General features: G+C 64.4%; 24 protein-coding genes. 11 read left to right on the top strand and 13 right to left on the bottom strand.

Annotated elements, in window-relative coordinates:
• Positions 1-166 precede the first annotated feature (166 nt).
• The gene (locus tag JQ580_RS04415) at positions 167-808 is read right to left on the bottom strand and encodes a DUF962 domain-containing protein (protein ID WP_212278476.1); all 642 of its coding nucleotides are present in this window, start codon (positions 806-808) and stop codon (positions 167-169) included.
• A 219-nt stretch (positions 809-1,027) separates the two neighbouring features.
• Here JQ580_RS04415 and JQ580_RS04420 point away from each other — a divergent pair, with 219 nt between their 5' ends.
• From JQ580_RS04420 to JQ580_RS04430, 3 genes are all read left to right on the top strand, one after another.
• Positions 1,028-1,975, top strand: a complete 948-nt coding sequence (locus JQ580_RS04420) for a hypothetical protein (protein ID WP_212278477.1) — start codon at positions 1,028-1,030, stop codon at positions 1,973-1,975.
• A 131-nt stretch (positions 1,976-2,106) separates the two neighbouring features.
• Positions 2,107-2,538 (top strand): MerR family transcriptional regulator, encoded by a 432-nt coding sequence (locus JQ580_RS04425; protein WP_212278478.1) that lies wholly within the window; start codon positions 2,107-2,109, stop codon positions 2,536-2,538.
• On the top strand, positions 2,471-2,890 hold the full coding sequence (locus JQ580_RS04430) for a carboxymuconolactone decarboxylase family protein (RefSeq protein ID WP_212278479.1): 420 nt from the start codon (positions 2,471-2,473) through the stop codon (positions 2,888-2,890). The genes JQ580_RS04425 and JQ580_RS04430 overlap by 68 nt, the downstream gene beginning before the upstream one ends.
• Positions 2,891-2,901: 11 nt before the next feature.
• On the opposite strand, the gene rimO is transcribed toward JQ580_RS04430, so the two are convergent.
• Positions 2,902-4,227 carry a 30S ribosomal protein S12 methylthiotransferase RimO gene (gene rimO, locus JQ580_RS04435; RefSeq protein ID WP_212278480.1) on the bottom strand — a complete coding sequence of 442 codons (1,326 nt, stop codon included), beginning with the start codon at positions 4,225-4,227 and terminating at the stop codon, positions 2,902-2,904.
• A 111-nt stretch (positions 4,228-4,338) separates the two neighbouring features.
• On the opposite strand from rimO, the gene JQ580_RS04440 reads away from it, so the two are divergent.
• The 5 genes from JQ580_RS04440 to JQ580_RS04460 all read left to right on the top strand — a co-directional run bounded on the left by JQ580_RS04440 (position 4,339) and on the right by JQ580_RS04460 (position 10,145).
• The gene (locus tag JQ580_RS04440) at positions 4,339-4,929 is read left to right on the top strand and encodes an ANTAR domain-containing response regulator (protein ID WP_212278481.1); all 591 of its coding nucleotides are present in this window, start codon (positions 4,339-4,341) and stop codon (positions 4,927-4,929) included.
• Positions 4,926-6,089: a CmpA/NrtA family ABC transporter substrate-binding protein gene (locus JQ580_RS04445; protein ID WP_212278482.1), complete on the top strand. Its 1,164-nt coding sequence runs from the start codon at positions 4,926-4,928 to the stop codon at positions 6,087-6,089. Before JQ580_RS04440 ends, JQ580_RS04445 begins: the two co-directional genes overlap by 4 nt.
• Positions 6,090-6,426: 337 nt before the next feature.
• Positions 6,427-8,208: a NirA family protein gene (locus tag JQ580_RS04450; protein ID WP_212278483.1), complete on the top strand. Its 1,782-nt coding sequence runs from the start codon at positions 6,427-6,429 to the stop codon at positions 8,206-8,208.
• Positions 8,205-9,806, top strand: coding sequence for a sulfite reductase subunit alpha (locus JQ580_RS04455; protein WP_212278484.1), 1,602 nt, complete (start codon positions 8,205-8,207; stop codon positions 9,804-9,806). Before JQ580_RS04450 ends, JQ580_RS04455 begins: the two co-directional genes overlap by 4 nt.
• Positions 9,807-9,992: 186 nt before the next feature.
• Positions 9,993-10,145, top strand: a complete 153-nt coding sequence (locus JQ580_RS04460; protein WP_212278485.1) for a hypothetical protein — start codon at positions 9,993-9,995, stop codon at positions 10,143-10,145.
• On the opposite strand, the gene JQ580_RS04465 is transcribed toward JQ580_RS04460, so the two are convergent.
• From JQ580_RS04465 to pxpB, 3 genes are read right to left on the bottom strand one after another with little or no spacing between them, the layout of a single operon-like run.
• Positions 10,146-10,916, bottom strand: a complete 771-nt coding sequence (locus JQ580_RS04465; protein WP_212278486.1) for a LamB/YcsF family protein — start codon at positions 10,914-10,916, stop codon at positions 10,146-10,148.
• A gap of 25 nt (positions 10,917-10,941) precedes the next feature.
• A complete protein-coding gene (locus JQ580_RS04470; RefSeq protein WP_212278487.1) occupies positions 10,942-11,979 on the bottom strand; it encodes a 5-oxoprolinase subunit C family protein in 1,038 nt (345 codons plus the stop codon).
• Positions 11,976-12,707 carry a 5-oxoprolinase subunit PxpB gene (gene pxpB, locus JQ580_RS04475; RefSeq protein ID WP_212278488.1) on the bottom strand — a complete coding sequence of 244 codons (732 nt, stop codon included), beginning with the start codon at positions 12,705-12,707 and terminating at the stop codon, positions 11,976-11,978. Before pxpB ends, JQ580_RS04470 begins: the two co-directional genes overlap by 4 nt.
• A 238-nt stretch (positions 12,708-12,945) precedes the next feature.
• Between pxpB and JQ580_RS04480 the strand changes: the two genes are divergently transcribed.
• Both JQ580_RS04480 and JQ580_RS04485 read left to right on the top strand, forming a co-directional pair.
• On the top strand, positions 12,946-13,644 hold the full coding sequence (locus JQ580_RS04480; protein ID WP_028144577.1) for a ribonuclease activity regulator RraA: 699 nt from the start codon (positions 12,946-12,948) through the stop codon (positions 13,642-13,644).
• 17 nt (positions 13,645-13,661) lie between these two features.
• Complete coding sequence (locus tag JQ580_RS04485) at positions 13,662-14,066, top strand: (R)-mandelonitrile lyase (protein WP_106950622.1); 405 nt, start codon at positions 13,662-13,664, stop codon at positions 14,064-14,066.
• Between the two features lie 140 nt (positions 14,067-14,206).
• Here the strand turns inward: JQ580_RS04485 and JQ580_RS04490 are convergent, their stop codons facing one another.
• The 3 genes from JQ580_RS04490 to JQ580_RS04500 form a co-directional block, all read right to left on the bottom strand.
• Positions 14,207-14,563, bottom strand: a complete 357-nt coding sequence (locus JQ580_RS04490) for a hypothetical protein (protein ID WP_212278489.1) — start codon at positions 14,561-14,563, stop codon at positions 14,207-14,209.
• Between the two features lie 182 nt (positions 14,564-14,745).
• The gene (locus JQ580_RS04495; RefSeq protein WP_212278490.1) at positions 14,746-15,621 is read right to left on the bottom strand and encodes a DUF2147 domain-containing protein; all 876 of its coding nucleotides are present in this window, start codon (positions 15,619-15,621) and stop codon (positions 14,746-14,748) included.
• 267 nt (positions 15,622-15,888) lie between these two features.
• Complete coding sequence (locus JQ580_RS04500) at positions 15,889-16,668, bottom strand: transporter substrate-binding domain-containing protein (RefSeq protein WP_212278491.1); 780 nt, start codon at positions 16,666-16,668, stop codon at positions 15,889-15,891.
• A 125-nt stretch (positions 16,669-16,793) separates the two neighbouring features.
• On the opposite strand from JQ580_RS04500, the gene JQ580_RS04505 reads away from it, so the two are divergent.
• The gene (locus JQ580_RS04505; protein WP_212279196.1) at positions 16,794-17,291 is read left to right on the top strand and encodes a DUF1993 domain-containing protein; all 498 of its coding nucleotides are present in this window, start codon (positions 16,794-16,796) and stop codon (positions 17,289-17,291) included.
• Positions 17,292-17,348: 57 nt separating this feature from the next.
• Here JQ580_RS04505 and JQ580_RS04510 read toward each other — a convergent pair whose 3' ends face one another.
• The 5 genes from JQ580_RS04510 to JQ580_RS04530 form a co-directional block, all read right to left on the bottom strand.
• On the bottom strand, positions 17,349-17,858 hold the full coding sequence (locus tag JQ580_RS04510) for a hypothetical protein (RefSeq protein WP_212278492.1): 510 nt from the start codon (positions 17,856-17,858) through the stop codon (positions 17,349-17,351).
• A 166-nt stretch (positions 17,859-18,024) separates the two neighbouring features.
• Positions 18,025-19,014 carry a hydroxyacid dehydrogenase gene (locus JQ580_RS04515; RefSeq protein WP_212278493.1) on the bottom strand — a complete coding sequence of 330 codons (990 nt, stop codon included), beginning with the start codon at positions 19,012-19,014 and terminating at the stop codon, positions 18,025-18,027.
• Between the two features lie 34 nt (positions 19,015-19,048).
• Complete coding sequence (locus tag JQ580_RS04520; RefSeq protein WP_212278494.1) at positions 19,049-20,149, bottom strand: ABC transporter ATP-binding protein; 1,101 nt, start codon at positions 20,147-20,149, stop codon at positions 19,049-19,051.
• 20 nt (positions 20,150-20,169) lie between these two features.
• A complete protein-coding gene (locus tag JQ580_RS04525; protein WP_106950627.1) occupies positions 20,170-21,081 on the bottom strand; it encodes a carbohydrate ABC transporter permease in 912 nt (303 codons plus the stop codon).
• The gene (locus tag JQ580_RS04530) at positions 21,081-22,019 is read right to left on the bottom strand and encodes a carbohydrate ABC transporter permease (RefSeq protein ID WP_212278495.1); all 939 of its coding nucleotides are present in this window, start codon (positions 22,017-22,019) and stop codon (positions 21,081-21,083) included. The genes JQ580_RS04525 and JQ580_RS04530 overlap by 1 nt, the downstream gene beginning before the upstream one ends.
• Positions 22,020-22,086 lie beyond the last annotated feature (67 nt).

A 22,086-nucleotide genomic window follows, 5' to 3' on the forward strand; every position in this document is an offset into this window, starting at 1 on the left:
TCAGCGGCGTCGTCGGACATGGCGCACCCTCTCATCGTCGCGGGAGCGACGGCGGAGCATGTTGGTGCGCTGGTTGGTCCGGTTGATCATGGGGCGCGGCAATACATGCGAATGCCGGGCCTTGTCAAGCGGGCGTTTTGCCGAACACCCGCCTGGCGTGCATCGGTCAGGTCAGGTGGGTAGCTTGCTCGGTATCCCCGTCGCCCCAATCCGCGTCCGCAATCGCGCTGTCGATCAATTCGCCGCGCATCAGCTTGAGCGGCGAAGTCCAGTACAGCGCGATGTTGTGGAAGGGGTCGGTCAGCACCTTGAACGCCCAGACGAGGCCGGTCGTGACGTCGCGGGTGGCGCACAGCTGGATCATGCGAATGAGACCGCCGCCGATGCCGATCGCGAGCCAGAGCGCGCCGACATGACGGACGAAATCAAGCCGCCTGGCGGGTGGATCGAACAGCCCGAACAGGGCAGGGAACGCGTACAGCATAATCGGCGCGCTGCCCCACACCAGCAGCAGGACGATCTTGCGGGTCTGGTTGTAGCCGACCTTCACCGCCTCCTTGTAATCGTTGCTGACGTCGTTGACGGCGTCGTAGCCGTTCGGCTCGAAGAAGAAATGCCCGGTCTGCCGCGTCAGCATAGCCAGCCAGCCGACGATGCCGGCGAGCGCGGGATTTGCGAAGAGCAGCGCGTAACAGCCAAGGAAGATCACGGCACTGATCAGATGCAATGTCTGGTTGGCGGTGCTCTGGTGGTAGAATCGGTAATCATCGAAGCGCTGCGTGCGCAGCATGTCCGAAAGGCGGCTCATGAGATCCTCGCTCGCGTTGAAGGCGCGGCAGGACTAGGACGAGTCGGTGACCTCTGCGTGAATGCACTATAGGGTCACGTTGCGGCGCGTCTTCGGTCTCGCGTCATGGAAACCATCGCGCCGCTGGCGCGTTTGTGATCGAACGACGCGGCTTGGTTCGAACCGGACGCAACTCGGATCAGACCAAGAGGGACGGGACCAACCGGACAGTTTTCAGCCTTGCCCGATACGCCTTATCCCATTGACCTTGACAGCATTCGCGGCGCATTTCCGCCGGGCATCGAGGCGCCGCCGTTGCTCGTCGACTTTGCCTCCTGGCTGGAGGGGCGCGCATGGGGCAGCGTCGGCTGCTTCTCGCTGCAGGGCCAGTTCTCGGATCACGCGCCGATCACCGACGGCAGTCCCCTGCGCAACAGCTTCTCGCTGTTCATGCGACTGCCGGACGGCTCGGCCGTCGGCGGCTGGTATGGTGCCGGTCTCGACCGTGACAATCCGCCGATCGTGGGGCTGGGCTCCGAGGGCGACTACGAGCTGCTGGCGCCTAGCCTCGACGGGTTGCTGGCGAAGCTGACGTCGCAGCAATTCGACAAGGCGTGGAGCGATCTCAAGCCGCATGACGAGGTCGAGCCGCAGACCGTCGAACTCGCGCGATGGCTGGCCGGGCGGCCACTCGGCGAGTCGGCGACGGCCGACCGCAATGCGTCGGAGCTGCCCGACTTCCGCGGGTTCATGGAGAAGTGGAGCCGGGACCGCGAAGAGTATTGGGCCAATCATCGCCTGATGGCCGAGCTTGGTTGGCGGCTGGCCGCCCATCTGCCCAAGGGCAAGAAGCCCTGGGACCGAACGAGCTTCGAGATCGCGATCGTCGGCAAGCAATATCAGGCACGTGTGCTCGCGCAGGGACCACAACCGTTCGAGGAAGCCGCCTCGATCGAATCCCTGCTGCGCGACTTGCGCGAGGAGATGTGCCGCGCCCAGCCCGAACTCGGCCTGTGGTACGCGATGAATTTCGGGCTCTACGCCGACGGCCGCGTCATGCCGAACTTCGAGTACGATGTGCGCCCGACCATCGACGGCGAGCCGGCGGCATTGTCCGAAGCGCAGGCCGATCTCGCCCGCGCCCCGCGCCCGCAGCGCTGGGTGCCGAAATGGCTGACGACCTCCTGACGTCCCGGATTCCGCTGTCGCGCCGGCAGTGCGCTGGAGCTCTTGCTTGGGCGAGCCAAGACGTACCCCTCTTGACTTAGAGCGCGCTCGAAGGGGTATCTGTACGTGCGTCAGTTTGAGGACGGGCACATATGAAGATCGGCGACCTCGCAAAACGAACCGGCTTGTCGACCCATACGCTGCGCTACTACGAGCGCATCGGGCTGCTGCCATACGCTGACCGGGATCGCTCCGGTCAACGTGATTTTGACGCATCGATCCTCAGATGGATCGAATTCCTCGGTCGGCTCAAGACCACGGGAATGCCGATTCGCGACATGTTGCGTTACGCGGCGCTTCGTGACGACGGCGACGCCACCGGGCCAGCCCGGCGGCAGATGCTGGAAGTCCACCGGGAACAGGTTCGCACGCAGATTGCCGAACTCCAGGAATGCCTGCTCGTCCTTGATGCCAAGATCGCCGGCTACGCCGGCGGCGAACAGAGGACGAAGGAAAATGATGCACGCCCAAACACAAGCCGAAAGCCGCTTCGATCGCGGCCAGCGGGCCCTGTCACGCATTGACGGTAGTGCCGGCGAGAAAGTCATTGCTTCGCTTGCCGACATCGCGCCGGACTTCGCACGATACGTGATCGAGTTTCCCTTCGGCGACATCTACTGTCGCCCGGGCCTTGGCCTGCGCGAACGTGAGATCGCGACGATCGCCGCGCTGACAGCGCTAGGAAATGCCGCGCCTCAGCTCAAAGTGCATATCGAGGCAGGGCTGAACGTCGGGCTGTCTCGCGACGAGATCGTGGAGGTCATCATGCAGATGGCCGTCTACGCGGGCTTCCCGGCGGCGCTGAACGGGCTGTTCGCAGCCAAGGAGGTGTTCGCCGCGCATGATGCACAGCAGGCGTCGGGCAACGGCACATGATGCCGTGACCGTCAGAACCCCGCGACGCTGCCGTGCAGATCGTACTGGTCGGCGCGCTCGATCTTGGCGGTGATGATCTCGCCGACGCGCAAGGGACGGCGGCTCGTCAGGTACACCGCGCCGTCGATTTCCGGTGCGTCGGCCTTGGAGCGGCCCTTGGCCACCGTCGGACCGACCTCGTCGATGATGATCTGCTGGCGGGTGCCGACCTTGCGCTTCAGCCGGCGCGCGGAGATCTTCTGCTGTCGCGCCATCAGCGCGTTGTAGCGCTCCTGCTTGACCTCTTCCGGCACGGGATTTGCGATCGTGTTTGCCGTCGCGCCCGCAACCGGCTCGTATTTGAAGCAGCCGAGCCGATCGATCTCGGCTTCATCCAGCCAGTCGAGCAGGTAGGCGAAGTCGGCGTCGGTCTCGCCGGGGAAGCCGACGATGAAGGTCGAGCGTAGGGCGAGATCAGGACATTCCTCGCGCCAGCGCTTGATGCGCGCCAGCGTCTTGTCCTGCGCCGCCGGGCGCTTCATCGCCTTCAACACCTCGGGGCTCGCATGCTGGAACGGGATGTCGAGATAGGGCAGCACCTTGCCCTCGTTCATCAGCGCGATGACCTCGTCGACATGCGGGTAGGGGTAGACGTATTGCAGCCGGACCCAGGCGCCGAGTTCGCCGAGCTCACGCGCGAGGTCGAGGAATCTGGCGCGGACCTGGCGGTCCTTCCACGGGCTCTCGGCATATTTGAGATCGACGCCATAGGCCGAGGTGTCCTGTGAGATCACGAGGAGCTCCTTGACGCCCGCACCGACCAGGCGCTCGGCCTCGCGCAGCACGTCATTGGCCGGGCGCGAGACCAGATCGCCGCGCAGTTTCGGGATGATGCAGAAGGTGCAGCGGTTGTTGCAGCCCTCGGAGATCTTCAAGTAGGCGTAGTGGCGCGGTGTCAGCTTGATGCCCTGCGGCGGCACCAGGTCCACGTGTGGATTGTGTGCCGGCGGCAGCGCGCGGTGCACGGCGTCGAGCACGCTCTCATATTGTTGCGGGCCGGTGATGGAGAGCACGCCGGGATAGGCCTGCTCGATCTGCTCGGGTTCGGCGCCCATGCAACCTGTGACGATCACCTTGCCGTTCTCGGCCATGGCCTCGCCGATCGCCGACAGCGATTCCTGTTTTGCGCTGTCGAGGAAGCCGCAGGTGTTGACGATGACGATGTCGGCCCCGTCATGCTTGCGGGCCAGCTCATAGCCCTCGGCGCGCAGGCGCGTGATGATGCGCTCGGAATCCACCAATGCCTTGGGACATCCGAGCGACACGAAGCTGACCTTGGGCGCAGCCGTCTGATCCATATCCAAATCTGCCTGATTGACAGGCCTGAGCTAGTCCCAATTGCCCATAATTACAACCCTTTGCAGGGCGATCCGGCGTGCTATGGATGAATCACCTGCGGTGAGTGAGCCATGAGCGCCGAACAGTCCCCCAAAATCGTGATCGTCGACGAAAGCCCGATCCGGGCTGCGATCCTGCAGGAGGGGTTGCGGGAAGCTGGATTCACGCAAGTCGTGCACATCAGCGAGATGCAGAGCCTGCTCGCCCGTATTTATGCGGTCGACCCCGAGATCATCCTGATCGATCTGGAAAACCCCAGCCGCGACGTGCTGGAGGCGATGTTCCAGGTCAGCCGCGCCGTGAAACGGCCGATCGCGATGTTCGTCGACCAGAGCGATTCCGCTTCGATCCAGGCCTCGGTCGAGGCGGGGGTCTCGGCCTACATCGTGGACGGCCTGAAGAAGGAGCGCATCAAGCCGATCCTCGACCTCTGCGTGTCCCGCTTTAACGCCTTTGCCAAGCTCCAGGAGGAGCTCGAGCGCACCAAGTCACAGCTCGAGGACCGCAAGGTCATCGAACGCGCCAAGGGCATCCTGATGAAGGTGAAGGGCCTGACAGAGGATGAGGCCTATGTGCTGCTGCGCTCGACCGCGATGCGCGAGAAGAAGAAAATCGGCGAGATCGCGCAGTCGATCATCACCGCGTCGGAGATGCTGAAATGACCGTCCCCCTTCGCATCGGGTTCATTCCGCTGGTCGATGCCGCCGCGCTGATCGTCGCGGTCGACAAGGGATTTGCCGCCGCCGAAGGGCTCGACATCGAGCTGGTGCGCGAAGTCTCGTGGTCGAACGTCCGCGACAAGCTCAATATCGGCCTGTTCGACGCCGCGCATCTGCTCGCGCCGGTGGCGATCGCGTCCTCGCTCGGGCTCGGTCACGTCAAGGTGCCGATCGCCGCGCCCTTCAATCTCGGCATCAACGGCAACGCGATCACGGTGTCGCCGGCGCTGCATGCCGCGCTGATGGAGGAGATCGACGGCGACCGTTTCGATCCGATGGTGACGGCGAAAGCGCTCGCGAAAGTGGTTGCCAAGCGCCGCAAGGCCGGGGCCGAGCCGCTGACCTTCGGCATGACCTTTCCATTCTCGACCCACAATTACCAATTGCGGTTCTGGATGGCGGCAGGCGGCGTCGATCCCGACGAAGACGTGCGCCTTGTGGTGCTGCCGCCGCCCTACATGGTCGACAGCCTCAAGAGCGGCCATGTCGATGCGTTCTGCGTCGGCGCGCCCTGGAATTCGGTCGCGGTCGATCTCGGCATCGGCCACATCCTGCATTTCGTCTCCGACATCCTGGTGCGTGCGGCGGAGAAGGTTTTGGCTGTTCGCCAGGTCTGGGCCGAGAAGAACCCCGACACGGTCGCAGCACTGGTGCGTGCGGCAGTGAAAGCCGCAGCGTTCATTGAGGATCCCGAGAACCGGACCGAGGCGGCACGCATTCTGGCGCAGCCCGAGCGGATCGGTGTCGATGCCGAAGTCATCCAGCGCACCCTGACGGGACGCCTGAAGATTTCCCCGGATGGCACCTTCCGTGAAAGCGGCCGCTACCTGCTGGTTGGACGCGAAGAGGCAGGACGCCCCGATCCGGTCCAGGCCGCCTGGCTCTATGCGCAGATGGTACGTTGGGGGCAGACGACGCTCAGCCCGGAGGGCGTCAAGACGGCGATGGCCGTGTTCAGGTCCGACCTCTACGATGCGGCCCTCGGCCGCCGGCCGCCCGAGCAGCCTCCCGCAGCATTCGGGGCGTTCGCCGGCCCCGTCTTCGATCCCGACAACATCCGGGGGCATCTCGAGGCCTTCGAGGTCGGGCGCTGGAAGGCCTGAGTCGGGCTCGCATGTTCTTTAGGCAACTGGATCCATTGCCTAAAGGTTGCTCTCGCTGCCCGAATTTCGTGAAAGCTCGCCGGCGCAGATATCCCGGCTAGTGCCTAACCATCTGAATTATTGGTATTTTCCATTTTTGCCAAGCTGGCACGCAACTTGAATGTTGCAGTGCGGCTAGCTTGGCACAGGTGCCTGCTGAGCCAAGTCCCACAGCAACGAAGCTGATTGGACCGTTGGGTAACGAAGCCGGGCTCTTTGAGGCCAGCCCAGTACCTCGCGGGTCGCGCCAACATCCGTCGATGCCACCCAGGTGGCCGCAGGAGCTTCGTTACCGACCATGAAAATCGATACGCTCTCAGTCGACTTTACCGACGAGCAGAAACGCTATCTCGAAGGTTTTACGACGGGCCTGCAGATCAGCCGGGTCGGTCGCGGCCTCGGCGGCGGTGCCGGCAAGGCGAACGCCGAGCCTGTCGGTCCCGACGCCGTGCACATCAAGGCGCAGGACAAGGTGATCGCGTCGGGCAAGAAGCTTGCCGACCAGGAGAAGATCAAGCGCGACGAGCATCCCTTCGATGCCTATCCGCGGCTGCGCCAGCAGGCGCAGGACAACACGCCGCCGAGTCCGGCCGACAATTTCCGCTGGCGTTATTACGGCATCTTCTATGTCGCGCCGACGCAGGATTCCTACATGAGCCGCCTGCGGATTCCGAACGGCATCATGAAGCATTGGCAGCTGTCGGGCCTTGCCGATCTCGCCGACGAGCTGTGCGGCCCGTACAGCCACGTCACGACGCGCGCCAATCTCCAGTTGCGCGAGATCCCGCCGAAAGATGCCGTGAAGCTGCTCGAGGGCATCCAGGAGCTCGGCCTCTGCTCGCGCGGCTCCGGCGCCGACAACATCCGCAACGTCACGGGGACGCCCACCGCCGGCATCGACCCGCAGGAGATCATCGACACGCGGTCCTATACGCGCGAATGGCACTACCACATCCTCAACGATCGCTCGCTCTACGGCCTGCCGCGCAAGTTCAACGTCGCCTTCGACGGTGCCGGCAGGATCGCGGTGCTGGAAGAGACCAACGACATCGCCTTCACGGCCTACGAGGTGAGGGACGGGTTCGGCGTCGAACCCGGGGTCTGGTTCCGCCTCGGTCTCGGCGGCATCACCGGTCACAAGGACTTTGCGAAATACTCCGGGATCATCGTCAAGCCAAAGCACGCGACCGCCGTCGCCGATGCCATCGTGCGCGTGTTCATCGACCACGGCGATCGCACCAACCGCAACAAGGCGCGGCTGAAATATGTGCTCGACGCCATGGGCCATGACGGCTTCCTGAAGCTGGTCGAGGAGCGGCTGAAAACGCCATTCACGCGCGTGCCGGAGGAAGCTTTCGCGCCGCGGCCTGCCGCGGACCGCATGGCGCATGTCGGCGTGCACAAGCAGAAGCAGGACGGCCTCAACTGGATCGGCGTGTCGCTGCCGCTCGGCAAGCTCACCTGCGATCAGATGCGCGGCCTCGCCAAGGTCTCAGGCGACCTCGGCGACGGCGAGATCCGCCTGACCGTCTGGCAAAATCTGCTGATATCAGGGGTGCGCGACGAGAACGTCGAGCTCGCCATTGCCGCGATCAAGCAGATCGGGCTCGCGGTCGAGGCCTCGCACATCCGCGCCGGCCTGATTGCCTGCACCGGCAATGCGGGTTGCCGTTTCGCAGCGTCCAACACCAAGCGAAACGCGGCCGAGATCGCCGACTGGTGCGAGCCGCGCGTCGCCATGGACAAGCCGGTCAACATCCACGTCACCGGTTGCCACCATTCCTGCGCGCAGCATTACATCAGCGACATCGGCCTGATCGGCGCGCGCGTGCCCGTCAACGACGAGGACACCGTGGAGGGCTATCACCTCTTCACCGGCGGCGGGTTCGGGCCCGACGCCGATGTCGGGCAGGAGGTCTACCACGACCTCAAGGCTGAGGACGCGCCCAAGACGGTCGAAGGCTTGCTCAAGGCCTATATCGCTAATCGCTCGTCTCCAGACGAAACCTTCCTGTCGTTTGCGCGCCGCCATGACGGCGAGACGCTGCGCAAGCTTGCCGATGCACAGGTGTCCGCATGAACCAGATCACCCCTCCGCCGAAGCTCGATATCATTCCCGCCAGCGCACCGTTCTCCGATGCGCAGCGCTCCTGGCTGAACGGCTTCTTTGCCGGGCTGTTGTCACCTGAGGTGGCAACGCCGTTGTCGGCGGAGCAGGGCGCCGCCGTCATGCAAGCCGGTGACGGCGACGACGGCGAGGCCCCGTGGCACGATCAGACCATGCCGATCGCCGACCGGATGAAGCTCGCCGAGGGCCGTCCCGTGCGCCGCAAGATGATGGCGGCGATGGCGCAGCAGGATTGCGGCCAGTGCGGCTACAATTGCCACGATTATTCGGAGGCGATTGCGAGCAAAAGCGAAGCCCGGCTCAATCTCTGCGTCCCCGGCGGCAAGGAAACCGCGCGGATGCTGAAGTCGCTGTACGAGGAGCTGGACAAGGCCCCGGCGGCCAAGGCGTCTGACAAGACGGTGACCGCGCCCGCCGTGACCGTGACGATCGCAGAGCCGGGCCGCTCGCGCGACAACCCCGTGACCGCGACCTTCCTGTCGCGCCGCCTGCTCAACAAGGGCAAGTCCGAGAAGGAAACCTATCACGTCGAGTTCGATCTCTCCGAGAGCAAGCTCGACTACGTCGTCGGTGATTCCTTTGGCGTATTCGCGCGCAACGATATCGGTCTGGTCGACCAGATCATCGCGCTGCTCGGCGCCTCCCACACCACCAAAGTCAACGGCAAGACGTTGCGCGAAGTGCTGATCGACGACGTCTCCCTGTCGCCCGCGCCAGACACCCTGTTCGAATTGATCTCCTTCATCACCGGCGGCGCGCAGCGCGAAAAAGCGCGGGCGCTGGCGCAGGGCGAGGATCCCGACGGTGATGCCGCCACCCTCGACGTCATGGCGGCGCTGCAGAAATTTTCCGGCACGCGGCCGCATCCGGAGGCCTTCGTCGAGGCGTTGGAGCCGCTGCAGCCGCGGCTCTATTCGATCTCGTCCTCGCACAATGCGACGCCCGGAAAACTGTCGCTGACGGTCGATTCCGTGCGCTACGTGATCGGCAAGCGCAAGCGGATCGGCGTCGCCTCGACCTTCCTGGGCGAGCGCATCGCCGACGGCGAGAAGCTCAAGGTCTATGTGCAGAAGGCGCATAATTTCGGCCTGCCGCAGGATCCGAAGACGCCGATCATCATGATCGGCCCCGGCACCGGCATCGCGCCGTTCCGCGCTTTCCTGCTCGACCGCAAGGCGACCGGCGCGCCCGGCAAGAACTGGCTGTTCTTTGGCCATCAGCGCAGCGATTGCGACTTCTTCTACCAGGAAGAGCTCAACGCGATGAAGACCTCGGGGCAGTTGACCCGTTTGTCGCTTGCCTGGTCACGCGACGGCGAGAAGAAGTTCTATGTGCAGGACCGCATGCGCGAGGTCGGCCGCGAATTGTGGACCTGGCTCGCCGAAGGCGCGCATCTCTATATCTGTGGCGATGCCAAGCGTATGGCCAAGGATGTCGAGCGCGCGTTGGTCGATATCGTCGCGCAGTTTGGCGCGCGTTCGACGGATGAGGCCGTCAGCTTCGTCGCGGAGCTGAAAAAGACGGGCCGCTTCCAGGCGGACGTGTACTAGTCATCCGGGCCGGTTCCAACTGACTCGGATTTGAACGAATAAGATTCTCGGAACCTGTCTCTGGAGAGAATTTCTCGCTGCGGGACGGCCACGTCGGAGGAGGCGCATTGCTATTTCCTCCGGCATCTTGCCTCCCGCCCTGGTTGATCCCTCATAATCCCGCAAATGGGGCGTTGGAGATCGACCATGCGCGAACTATCGGCGGAAGCCAGGCTGCACCTCTATGCGCGCTCGCTCTCGCGGCGGACCGCGGCGAGCATGCACCACGTTGGTCTCTACAGCGCCTTTGCGGTCATCGCGGCCATCGTGTTCGGCACGCTGTCGGTGCACCCGTTCTGATCACGCGCCGCGCTTGAACGGCGCGACTTCGATCCCCGCATCCTTCAACGCCTCACGCAAGGTTCGCGCGATCTCGACCGCGCCATGCGTGTCGCCATGGATGCACACGGTATCCGTGCGCATCTTGATCACCTTGCCGGTCACCGAGACCACCGCGCCGTCCTGCACCATGCGCACCACGCGATCGGCGATCGCCTTGGCATCATGCAGCACCGCGCCAGGCTTCTTGCGCGAGACGAGGTTGCCGTCGTCCTCATAGGCGCGGTCGGCGAACACCTCGTGCACCATCGGCAGGTTGGCGTCCTCGCCGGCCTTCACCAGCTTCGAATTGGCGAGCACGACGAAGATCAGGCTGGGATCGACCGCCTTGATGCCGGCGGCGATAGCCCTCGCCGTCATGTCGTCCTCGCAGGCGACGTTCGACAGAGCGCCATGCGCCTTCACGTGCGTGACTCTGTGGCCGGCCGCGGTCGCGATCGCCTGCAGCGCTCCGATCTGGTAGGCGACGAGGTTCTCGATCTCGGACGCCTTCAGGCCCGCGATCGGATGTCGGCCGAACCCGTGCAGGTCGCGATATCCGGGGTGGGCGCCCACCGAGACGCCGCGCGCCTTCGCCAGCTCGACCGTCCGGCGCATAATGTCGGGATCGCCGGCATGGAAGCCGCAGGCAACATTGACCGAGCTGGCGAGCTCGATCATGGCGGCGTCGTTGCCCATCTCCCACGCGCCAAAACCTTCGCCGAGGTCGCAATTGAGATCGATCGTCTTCATGGTTGCTCTCCGGTCGTTGTGTCGCCTATGGCTCCGCCGTCACCTGCCAGGTCCCGGCATCCACGGCGCTCACCGCATAGCCGGCGACGTTGGCGTCGCTGAGCGCCTCGATGTTGAGCGCGACGCCGTCGGCGGGGCGCAGGCGATCAGGCAGGTTGCGGACCAGTTGCGCGAACTTCCTGGCCTCGTCCTGCGCCTGGGCCATGCTGACCGCCTTGAAGCGGAACGCGGTTCCCGCCGAGGTCTGGGCGAGACGGCCGACATCGGCCGTGGTCACCGTTGCGATCTTGGGATAGCCGCCTGAGGTGCCGCGGTCCATCATCAACGCGATCGGCGCGCCGTTGCCGGGCACCTGGATGCTGCCATTGACGGTGCCGTCGGAGACGATGTTGTGACCGTGCAGATGCTTGATCGCGGGACCTTCGAGCCGATAGCCCATGCGATCGGAGGTCGCCGAGATCTTCCACTCGCTATCCAGGAACAGCGCCTTGTTGGCGTCGTCGAACTCGTCGTCCTGCGGACCCAGCAGAACTCGGATCGGGCCGCTCACCGGCCTCGGCAGCTCGATCCGAAGCTCCGGCGCACCGCTTGCGGCATCGACGCTGAATTCGTCGCCGGCCTGGAGCGGGCGCGGGTAGGGGCTGCCCAGGCCGGCGCGGGCATTCACCGCGAGGCTGCCGAACACCATCTCGCCCTTGATGGCGCCTTCGATCGCGAGATAGGTGAACGCACCTCCGCGGGCAAAACCCAGCGTCAGCGTCTCGCCGTCCTTCAAGGTCACCGATGCATCCATCGCGACCGGGTTGCCGGCGACGTCCGCATTGCGCGGCGCACCAGAGATCGCGACGCGCACCGCACCGTCACGCGCGGTGAAGGCTGCGCCGAACGGGCCGATCTCGACTGCGGCCGCGAACGGTTCGTTGCCCACCAACGCATTCGCCGCTGCCAGCGACAGCCGATCCATGGCGCCGCTGACGGTCAGGCCGTAGCGCTGCGCGCCGTGGCGTCCGCCGTCCTGCACGGAGCTTGCCGGGCCGATGCTGGCGACGACGAGGCGGCTCACGCGACCACCTGCTCGGCGACGATCTCGCCGGCTTCCGCGGCACGATCCAGCTCATCGAACGCCTTGTGGTCGATGGCGAAAAACGTCACGCGATCACCGGGTTCGGTGAGGAAGGTGGGATTGCGGTGGAGCTGATAGGTTCTGACCGGCGTGCGGCCGAGCAGATGCCAGCCGCTCGGGGCGGCCAGGCACTGGATTCCGGCCTGAACGCCGCCGATCGAGATCGTACCGGCGGGCGTCAGCAGCCGCGGTGACTGCCGCCGCGACATGTGCAGGGATTTGTCGAGGCCGCTGAGATAGGACCAGCCGGGCGTGAAGCCGATCATGGCAACCTTGTAGTCGCCGCCCGCATGCCGGGCGACGATGTCGTCCGGCGTGGTGTTGAGCGCCTTGGCGACATCCTCGAGGTCGATGCCATGCTCGCCGCCATAGGCGACGGGAATGCGCCAGCGGCGCGCCGTGGTCACCGGCGGCGGCGGCTGAATGGCGATCGGGAGCAGCTTCTCGCCGAGCGCATCGAAACCGATCTTGCCGGGATCGTAATGCACCAGCAGCGAGCGATAGGTCGGCACGGTCTCGGTGATGCCATCGATGGGGTTTGCTGCAAGCGCCTTGTCAAGCGCCAGCACGCGCTGGTTGGCATCGTCGTCGATGGTGCGGCTGAACTCGACCGTGACGGCGCTGTCGCCACTGGGCAGAAGGCGGGGCGGGGGGAGCGTCGCGGCCATGAGCTGTCGAAATCGGGCCTTGAGGAAATGCGCGGCGCTCGACCTTGAGTTCCGCCTCGACCCTGCTTCGCGTAAATGCGCCCGCAAGTCCAATAAATTAATGCAGGGGAACGCGATAAAGCGTTGTTATCGCGTCGCATAACAGCCCAGCGGCCCTGCGTTGATGGCCCTTGACGCAAAGGCTGCGGCTCGCAAGATGCGCGCGTTGTTTCCCGCACCCCGGAGCTCGTTGCCGTCCATGTCGCTGTCTCCCGAAGCCCGCAAGATCCTCGCCGGCATCACCACCGCCACCATCACCACGGTCCTGCTGAAGAAGGGCCTGCGCAATGTGTGGATGCGGGGTGCACGGCCGCTGCGTCCGGGCCTGCCGCGTCTGGTGGGGCCGGCCTTCACGTTGCGCTTCGTGCCGGCGCGCGAGGATTTGGCAACGCCGGAATCATGGTCGTCGCCGATCTCGACCCGCACCGCGATCGAGGCGATGCCGGAGGGCTGCATTGCCGTGGTCGATGCCATGGGCATCACCGATGCCGGCATCTTCGGCGACATCCTCTGTGCCCGCATGATGAAGCGCGGCGTCACCGCGCTCGTCACGGACGGCGTCGTGCGTGACGTCGAGGGCGTGCTCGGCACCAATCTTCCGGTGTGGTGCGACGGCTATGCCGCGCCGCCCTCCGTGGCCGGCCTGACCTTTGTCGGCTGGGGCGAGCCGATCGGCTGCGGCGGTGTGGCCGTTTTTCCAAACGACATCGTGGTCGCCGACCAGGACGGCTGCGTGCTGATCCCGCAGGCGATGCTCGATCACGTGCTCAACGAGGGCGTCGAGCAGGAGCGCATGGAAGCCTGGATCGTCAACGAGGTGAACAACGGCGCGGTGCTGCCGGGCCTCTATCCCATGAACGCCGAGACCAAGGCGCGTTACGCCGCCAGCAAGAAGTAACGGAAGCGAGGACACCCATGGAGATCACTGTTGCAGGCACGCGGCCGACCCGCCGCGCGCCCAAGGAAAACTTCACCGGCACGGTATGGCAGGACCCGGTGATCATGGCTCCCGCGCCGGCGCGGCTGAACTGCTCGCGTGTCGCGTTCGAGCCGGGCGCGCGCACCAATTGGCATCACCATCCGCTCGGACAGACGCTTTACGTCATCTCCGGCGTCGGCCGCGTCCAGACCAAGGGCGGCCCGGTCAGGGAGATTCGTCCCGGCGACACTGTCTGGATCCCGCCGGGCGAACTGCACTGGCACGGGGCCTCGCCGACCAACGGCATGTGCCACATCGCCATGCAGGAAGCGCTCGACGGCGTCTACTCGACCTGGCTCGAGCCGGTGAGCGATGCGGACTACGGGGCGGCAGTCGGCTAGCCTCTCGTCCCGGACAAGACGCATCGCTCCAAGGCGATGCGTCGCCGATCCGGGACCCGGAGGATGTGGTCACAAGAAAGCTGGGTCCCGGCTCTGCGCAGCAACGCTTCGCGCTGCTGCTTGTCGGGGACACGGCAGAGTTACATCTTCTCCGCCGTCCACGTGCCCGTGCACAGCGCACCGCGCCATGTGCCGAAGCCAGAGGTGCCGCTGAGCCGGCCGAAGCCGACGGCGCGCTTGATGCCGGTGCTCAAGGTGACATTGATGCTGCCGGCATCCGCCACGCGGCCCGACGCCGACACCGCGGCGTTGCTCGAGGCGATTTGGCCGTTGCTGATGCCGATCGAGACCGTTGCACCGTTGCCGCAGGTCTCGCTCGATGACGAGATCCGGACATTCCATGCACCGTCGAAAGTGGAGGTTGCCGCGCCTGCCGGCGTCAGCGGGAAGGCGATGGCGACAATGGTGGCGAAGAGACCTTTGCGAAAGCCGTTCATGACACGCCCCTTGGGTTGATCATGCGGGGATCGTGGCACGCGTGCGGAACCGGCGATGTGAGGGCAGTCACGCGCCGACGAGGCTGTGTGAGGTTGCACACGTCACAATAATTGCTGCGACCAAAAGCAAAGGGGCCCGGATCACGGGCCCCCTTGTCTCGGTCGAGACGTCTGGTCAGAACTCAATTCACGCGCGTCCAGGTCTGGCCGCCGCAGAACATGCCGCCGAAGGCGCAGCCCTGCACGCGCAGACGGTCGGTGCCCTTCATCGCGATCGTCGAATCGTAGGTCGAGCCGGAGTTCGGATCGAGGATGCGGCCGGACCATTTCTGGTCCTTGCCGGGCTTCATGTTGATCAGCACCTGCTCGCCGTTCTGGTTCGATTTGCTGTCGACCGAATAGCCGCAAAGGTTGTTGCCGCATTGCTCGATGCGGACCTTGCCTTCCTTCTCCTCGGTCAGCCAGACGCCGAGCGGTGAATTGAGATCACGCGTGAGCGCGGCTGCAGGCGCTGGCGGCGCGACGGCGGCGGCCTGAACCGGGGGACGAGCCGGCGCGGGCGGTGGGGGCGGGGCCGCAACCGGAGGTGCGGCGGCCACGGCCGGGGCCGGCGGAGGCGCGGCGGGTGCTGCCTGCTGCCCGACCGGCGCAGGGGCCGGAGGGGGCACGGGCGGCGGCAAGACGGCAGTCTCGGCCGGCGCATTGCTGGCGGTCGCGGCTGGTGGCGGAGCCGGCGGTGGTGCTGCCGCCGCGGGGGCGGGCTCGGGCACCGGTGCGGCGGCCGGCGCGGCGGTCGTCGGGGCGGGGACCGCAGGCGCAACCGGCGTTTGCGGCTCGACCGTGGCTTGCTGCGGCGCCTGCTGCTGGCCCTGGTTCGGCTCGTTCTTCTTGGCCTTCTTCGCTTTGCCCTGGCCGGTGTTGTCGTACACGCCGGGAATCTGCACGGTGCCGCGGTCCGGGTCGATGCGGATGGTGCGCCCGCCATATTCGAAGGTGTACTGCGCCTGCGCAGCGGTGCTCGCCAAAAGGAATGCGGCCGTGGCCAACAGCTTCCTCATTTCCATCTCCTGAACAGGTGGTCCCCGCACCGACGCATACGCGCCGGCTTGATCGCAAAAAGTGATCTAGATCACTGTCGTCCGTATGAGTCGCCGTCCTGCGGTTTCCGGTTCAATAGACCCCGCGGGCCGGTCCAAAGTTTGACGGGGACTAGCGACAGGAAGACGCGGCCTGAACCGCCGTTCGGCGTGATCGGAGCGGCGTTCTGGTGTCTTAGGTGACCTGCTTTGCCTGGCGCGAATCGGCGCCGATTTCGCGTAAAAAGCTTAGTCGAACCAGGCGGCGTAGATCTTCTTGTAGCTGCCGTCTTCCATGGAAATGTGCAGCCACTGGTCGACGAAGGCTTTCAGCGCCACGTCGCGCTGGAGCCAATAGGCCTTCTCGGAGAAGTCGAACGGCTTTTCGGGATGCACCGCGCAGAGCACGCCGGGGTGCTGCTTCTGCTGGTAGCGCGTCTCGGAGGCATCCGTCATCATCAGATCGGCGTTGCCCTTGGCGATCTCGTCGAAGATCACGGTGTTGTCGGAGAAGACGGTGATGTCGGCATCCCTGATGTTGGCACGCGCAAAGCGCTCGTTGGTGCCGCCGGGATTGACGATGACGCGGGTGCCTTTCTTGTCGATGTCCGCGATACTCTGGTACTTGCCGACATCGGCGCACCGAGCGATCGGCGTCTTGCCCTCGCGCATGATCGGCGTCGAGAAGAAGCCTTTCTTCTGCCGGTCGAGCGTGACCGAGACGCCGCCCATGGCGACGTCGAACTGGTCGGCCTCGAAATCCTTCATCAGCTTGGGCCAAGCGGTGGGCACGAACTCGACCTTGACCCCGAGCGCCTTGCCGAGTGCTTCGGCCATGTCGACGTCGAAACCGGTGAACTTCTGCGTCGCCTTGTCCAGATAGGTAAAGGGCTTGTAGTCGCCGGTCGTGCCGACCCGCAAGGTGCCTCGCTTGACGATCTCGTCGAGGCGCGAGGGCGCCTGCTGTGCGTGAGCCGAAATATGCGCCAGCAGCACCACGGCCAATGCCGCCAGGATTCGAACAGCCATTCGGACGGTCATCTCTTCTCCACCCCTGCACGAGCTGTCATTGTGCAGCTCTTGAGGGTGGATTTAGACCAGATGCCAGGCGCTGGCGAGATGGAATTGAAGGGAATTTCGACGTGACGATCTCGATGTACGAGGCCTCTGTCGGCCTCTTCGTGCCGCATTTGCGCAACCTGTCGGGGTTGCTCGACAAGGGCGTGGCCTATGCGGAGACCCGTAAGTTCAATCCGGCGATTCTGCTCGGGATGCGGCTGGCTCCGAACATGTACGATCTGGCGCAGCAGGTCGGCGAGGCCTGCCGGCATGCGGTGGTCGCCCCGGCCTTGCTGGCGGAGCGCGAGCCGGTGGCGCTGCCGGCGCTGGAGCACGACATGGCCGGGCTACAGGCGCGGATCGCAACCTCGATCGATTTCATCGAAAGCCTGCCGCGCGCGGACATCGATGCGGCGGCGGAGCGGAACGTCTTCTTCAGGCTGAAGAACGGGACCGAACTGCCCTTCACCGGGCGAGCGCTGCTTCTGAGCTTCAGTGTCCCGCAGTTCTTCTTTCACGTCACGACCGCCTACGACCTGCTGCGGCACGCAGGCGTCGAGCTCGTGAAGAAGGATTATCTGGGACGGACGTAGTTGCGAAGCGCGATTGCACCTTTCCCCAGCGGGGAGAGATGTCGAATTCGACCGGCCTCAGGCTTCGCCCTTGCGCTCATAATCGGCGAGCGAGCTGCGGCCGGCGATCTCGCTGCGCAGCTGCTCGAAGCGCTTGTTCGCCTCGTCCTCCTGGACGTCGACGAAATGCACCGCGGCCTCGCTCGTCATGGGACCGCTGACCACGGGCACGGATTGTTCGCCGATGGTCTCGTGGACGTAATACTGGCCGTCATCGCCACGATGGACCGCCCATTTCAGGCGGATCGCCACCATGGGGCCGGGCCCTACCTTGCTGTAGCCGTCGGCATCGGTATGCTCGGGCACCAGCGGTTGTTCTTCGACGACCGGATGTTCGTCGAGAGCCGAATGTTCTTCGAGCGCCGGATACTCGTCCACGACCTGATGCTCGTCGGCGTCAACGTGCTCGCGCTCTCCGGCCACCACGATTTCGGTTTCGGTCTTGCGAATGACCAGCACGGGCTCGGGGCGCTCCAGGATGCTGGCGATGGTCGCCAGCGCGTGGTCGGTCGGGTCGATCTCTGACAAGGTCCATCCTCCAGCTCGACGCGGCCGGCCAGTTTGTCCCACTGCCGCCGCGGCTGGCTTATTACGCGCGTTTGATTAAGGCTGAGTTGGGGCTCGATCTGCACCAAAATGGGACGCATTCTGGCCATCCAGAGGCGGGCAGATTACCCGCCCGCCTTCGGCTCGTTCAGCCGAGCACATCCTGATTGATGATGTTCTGCCGGATGGGGTCACCGTCCAGCACGCTCAGGATATTGCGCGCGGTCTGTTCGCTCATGCGCAGCACTGCCTCGACCGTGACGCCGGCGACGTGCGGGGCGATGATGACATTGGGCAGCGCGAACAGCGCGTTGCTCACCGGCGGCGGCTCGACCTCGAACACGTCGATGCCGGCACCGGCGAGCTTCCCGGAGACCAGGGCGTCGTACAGCGCGGCCTCCTTCACGATGCCGCCGCGCGCGGTGTTGATGAGATAGGATTTCAGCTTCATCCGGCCGATCCTGTCAGCATCGAACAGGCCGATCGTTTCCGGCGTCTTCGGGCAGTGGATGGTGACGAAATCGGCGTGAGGCAGCGCGGCATCGAGGTCGGCGACGGGCTCGCAGCCGGCGGCCTTGATTTCGGCGGCCGGCTTGTAGGGATCGTAGACCTGCACGGTCATTTCCATCGCCAGGCACCGCTTGGCGGTCCGCGTGCCGATGCGGCCGAAGCCGATGATCAGCACTGTCTTGCCGTAGAGATCGAATGGCAGCATGCCGAGCCGGTCGGCCCATTTGCCGTCCTTGACGCAGGCGTGCAACTCTTGCGCGCGCTTGGCCAGCGTCAGCATCATGAACAGCGCCTGCTCGGCGACCGAGGGTGAGTTGGCGCTGCCCGCGACCATCAGCGGCACCTTGCGGCGGGAGAGGGCGGGCACGTCGACGGCGTCGTAGCCGACACCGATGCGGGTGACGACTTTCATGTCCTTGGACGCCTCGAGCTCGGTCTCACCGAAGGCGGTGGCGCCGAGCGCAACGCCATGGACCGGCGCATGGCTCTTCAGCAATGCTTCGAAGTCCTTCGCCGAGATCAGGTTCGGAAACTCGACGAGCTCGATATCGTCCCGCTGGGTGAGGAGGGCGCGGGCCCCTTGCGACAAAGTTTGTGTAACGAAAATCTTCTTCTTGTTGGTCGCCATCGTCCCCTGCCTGCGCGAGTTTCTTGGACCGGCGTCACAACACGACGCCGGTCGCCTCGTTTAGCAGGTGCATGTTATTGAGGTCCATCGCCAAACGCATGGGTGCCCCGTCCTTGGCGCCGGCATTGGGATCGACGCGGCCACAGACCGGCGTGCCCTCGAGGACGAAATAGACCAGGGTCTCCATGCCCATCGGCTCGGTGACGTCGAGCACGGTGTCGAAGGTCTCGACGCCCGGTCCGAGATGCGCGTGCGCCTCGGTGAGATGCTCGGGCCGGAGGCCGAGCAGCAGCTTGTCGGTGCGCGGCAGCGAATTGTAACGCGCCGCGCGGGCCGGCGGGAGCGCAAAGGCGATCCGGTCGGTGAGCCGGATCTGAAGCGTGCCGCCGACGTCCTCGAGCCGGCACGGCAGGAAGTTCATCGCGGGCGAGCCGATGAAGCCGGCGACGAAGCGCGTGGCCGGCCTGTGGTAGAGCTCGTTCGGCGTGCCGATCTGCTCGATCCGCCCTTTGTTCATCACCACGACACGGTCGGCCAGCGTCATCGCCTCGACTTGGTCGTGGGTGACGTAGACCGTGGTGGTGCGGACCTTCTGGTGCACCTTCTTGATCTCGATCCGCATCTGCACGCGCAGCTTGGCGTCGAGATTGGACAGCGGCTCGTCGAACAGAAAGACCTTCGGATTGCGCACAATGGCCCGGCCCATCGCGACGCGCTGGCGCTGGCCACCGGAGAGCTGTTTCGGCTTGCGGTCGATCAGGTCGGTGATGTCCAGCAGGCGGGCGGCTTCCGTCACCCGCGCCTTGATCTCGGCCTTGGGGTAGTGCTTGAGGCGGAGCCCGAACGACATGTTCTCCGCGACCGTCATGTGGGGATAGAGCGCGTAATTCTGGAACACCATCGCGATGTCGCGGTCTTTCGGCGGCACGTCGTTGACGATATCGCCGCCGATCATGATGTCTCCGTCGCTGATGTCCTCGAGGCCTGCGATCATGCGCAGCGTCGTCGACTTGCCGCAGCCGGAGGGACCGACCAGCACGATGAACTCGTGGTCGGCGATATCCAGGTCGATGCCGCGCACGGCTTCGACGTCGTCGTAACGCTTAACCACTTTCCGCAAAGCAACGTCAGCCATCGAACTTCAGCTCCTGGTCATCAACCCTTTGTCGCACCGGCGGTCAGGCCGGCAATGTAATAGTCCATCAGGAAGGCGTAGATGATGAGCGGTGGCGCCGCGCCGAGCAGCGCACCGGTCATGATCTGTCCCCAGTTGAAGACGTCGCCCTTGATCAGCGTGGTGATGATGCCGACCGGCAGCACGAGTTGATCCGTGGAGGTCGTGAACACGAGCGGATAGAGGAATTGCGCCCAGGACACGGTAAAGGCGAAGATGGTCGCGGCGATCAGACCCGGCAGCGCTACCGGAATGAAGATCCGGGTCAGCGTCTGGAACCAGGACGCCCCATCGATGATCGCGGCCTCGTCGAGCTCCTTGGGAATCGATGCGAAGTATCCGATCATGATCCAGGTGCAGAACGGGACCGTCAGCGTCGGATAGATGAAGAGCAGCACGTACCAGCGGTTGATGAGCTGGATGCCGGTCCAGTCGCCGAACTGTGCGAACACCTTGAACAGCGGAATGAACAACAGGCTGTCCGGGATCAGGTAGGTCAGGAACACGCCGGTCGCCAGCGTGGCCGACCCCCAGAACCGCATCCGCGCGAGGGCAAATGCCGCGGGCACGCTGATCAGCATCGTGATGGTGACCACGAAGATCGAAACCAGCGCGGAATTCAGGAAGAACCGCAGGAACTGGTTCGACGTCAGCAGGCCGACATAATTCTCGAGGGTGGGGTGGAAGACCCACCATGGATTGGTCGCCGCCGAGATTTCGGCGCTGCTCTTGAGAGAGGTGATCAGCATGTAAATGGGCGGCAGCAGCGAGAAAATCGCAAACAGCGTCAGAAAGAAGTACGACCATCGCAGCGCCCATTTGCGGTCGCGGCTCATGCTTCCCAACTTGACGGTGCGCGTCGGCGCGGCCTTGTCTATCGTGACTGAGCTCATCAGGATTCATTCCCGCGCTTGTTGACGTCCCGCAGGATGAATATCGCTGCGACCGCCAGGATCGGCACCATAAACAGGGAGACGCTTGCGCCAAGCGGAATATCGCTTCCTTCGATACCGATCCGGAAGGCCCAGGTGGCAAAGATATGGGTGTGGTCGAGAGGGCCACCGGCGGTCAGGATTCTCACGATGTCGAAATTGGCGAAGGTCACGATCAGCGAGAACAGCGTCGTGATCGCTATGATGTTGCGCATCATCGGCAGCGTGACGTACCAGATGCGCTGCCACCAATTGGCTCCGTCGATCGCCGCGGCTTCATAGAGCTGCTCGGGCACCGATTTCAGGGAAGCCAGGTACATGATCATGAAGAACGGCGCGCCGTACCAGACATTGACCAGGATCACGGAAAAGCGCGCCCAGTCGGCATCGCCCGTCCACGGGATCGGCCCGATCCCGAAAAACGACAGCGTATAGTTGAACGCGCTGTAGGAGGGGTCGAACAGCCACAGCCATGCGAGCGTGCTCATCGCGGGCGGGATGACCCAGGGCACCAGCAACATGCCGCGCCATTTGCGCTGACCTTTGGCCGGAATGTTATGGACGAAGTGGGCGACAATGAACCCGATCAGCGCTTTGAACAGAACGGCGGTGATCGCAAAGATGCAGGATTGCTTGACGACCAGCCAGAACGTGTCGCGTTTGAACAGGAACTCGAAATTTCCTAGACCGACGAATCTCTGCATCGACTTGTTGAGCGTCGCCAGATGCAGCGAATAGAATGCAGGATAAAGCACCAGAAGTGCGATCAGGATGATCAGCGGCAGCGTCATCAGGAACGCCGCGGTCGATTTGCGTTTGAGCGCCTTCTTCAGACCGGAGCGTTTACGTACCGGTTGCGCTGCGCCGACGCTGTCCGGCTGCAATGCGACATCCGCCATGATGCATTTTCCTCGCGCGATGTGGTCGATCAACCCGACTCTTGGAAGGTGCGAGAACCGAAGCCGG

Origin of the sequence: Bradyrhizobium sp. SZCCT0148, assembly GCF_018129985.1 — a bacterium.
Taxonomy (GTDB): Bacteria; Pseudomonadota; Alphaproteobacteria; order Rhizobiales; family Xanthobacteraceae; genus Bradyrhizobium; species Bradyrhizobium japonicum_H.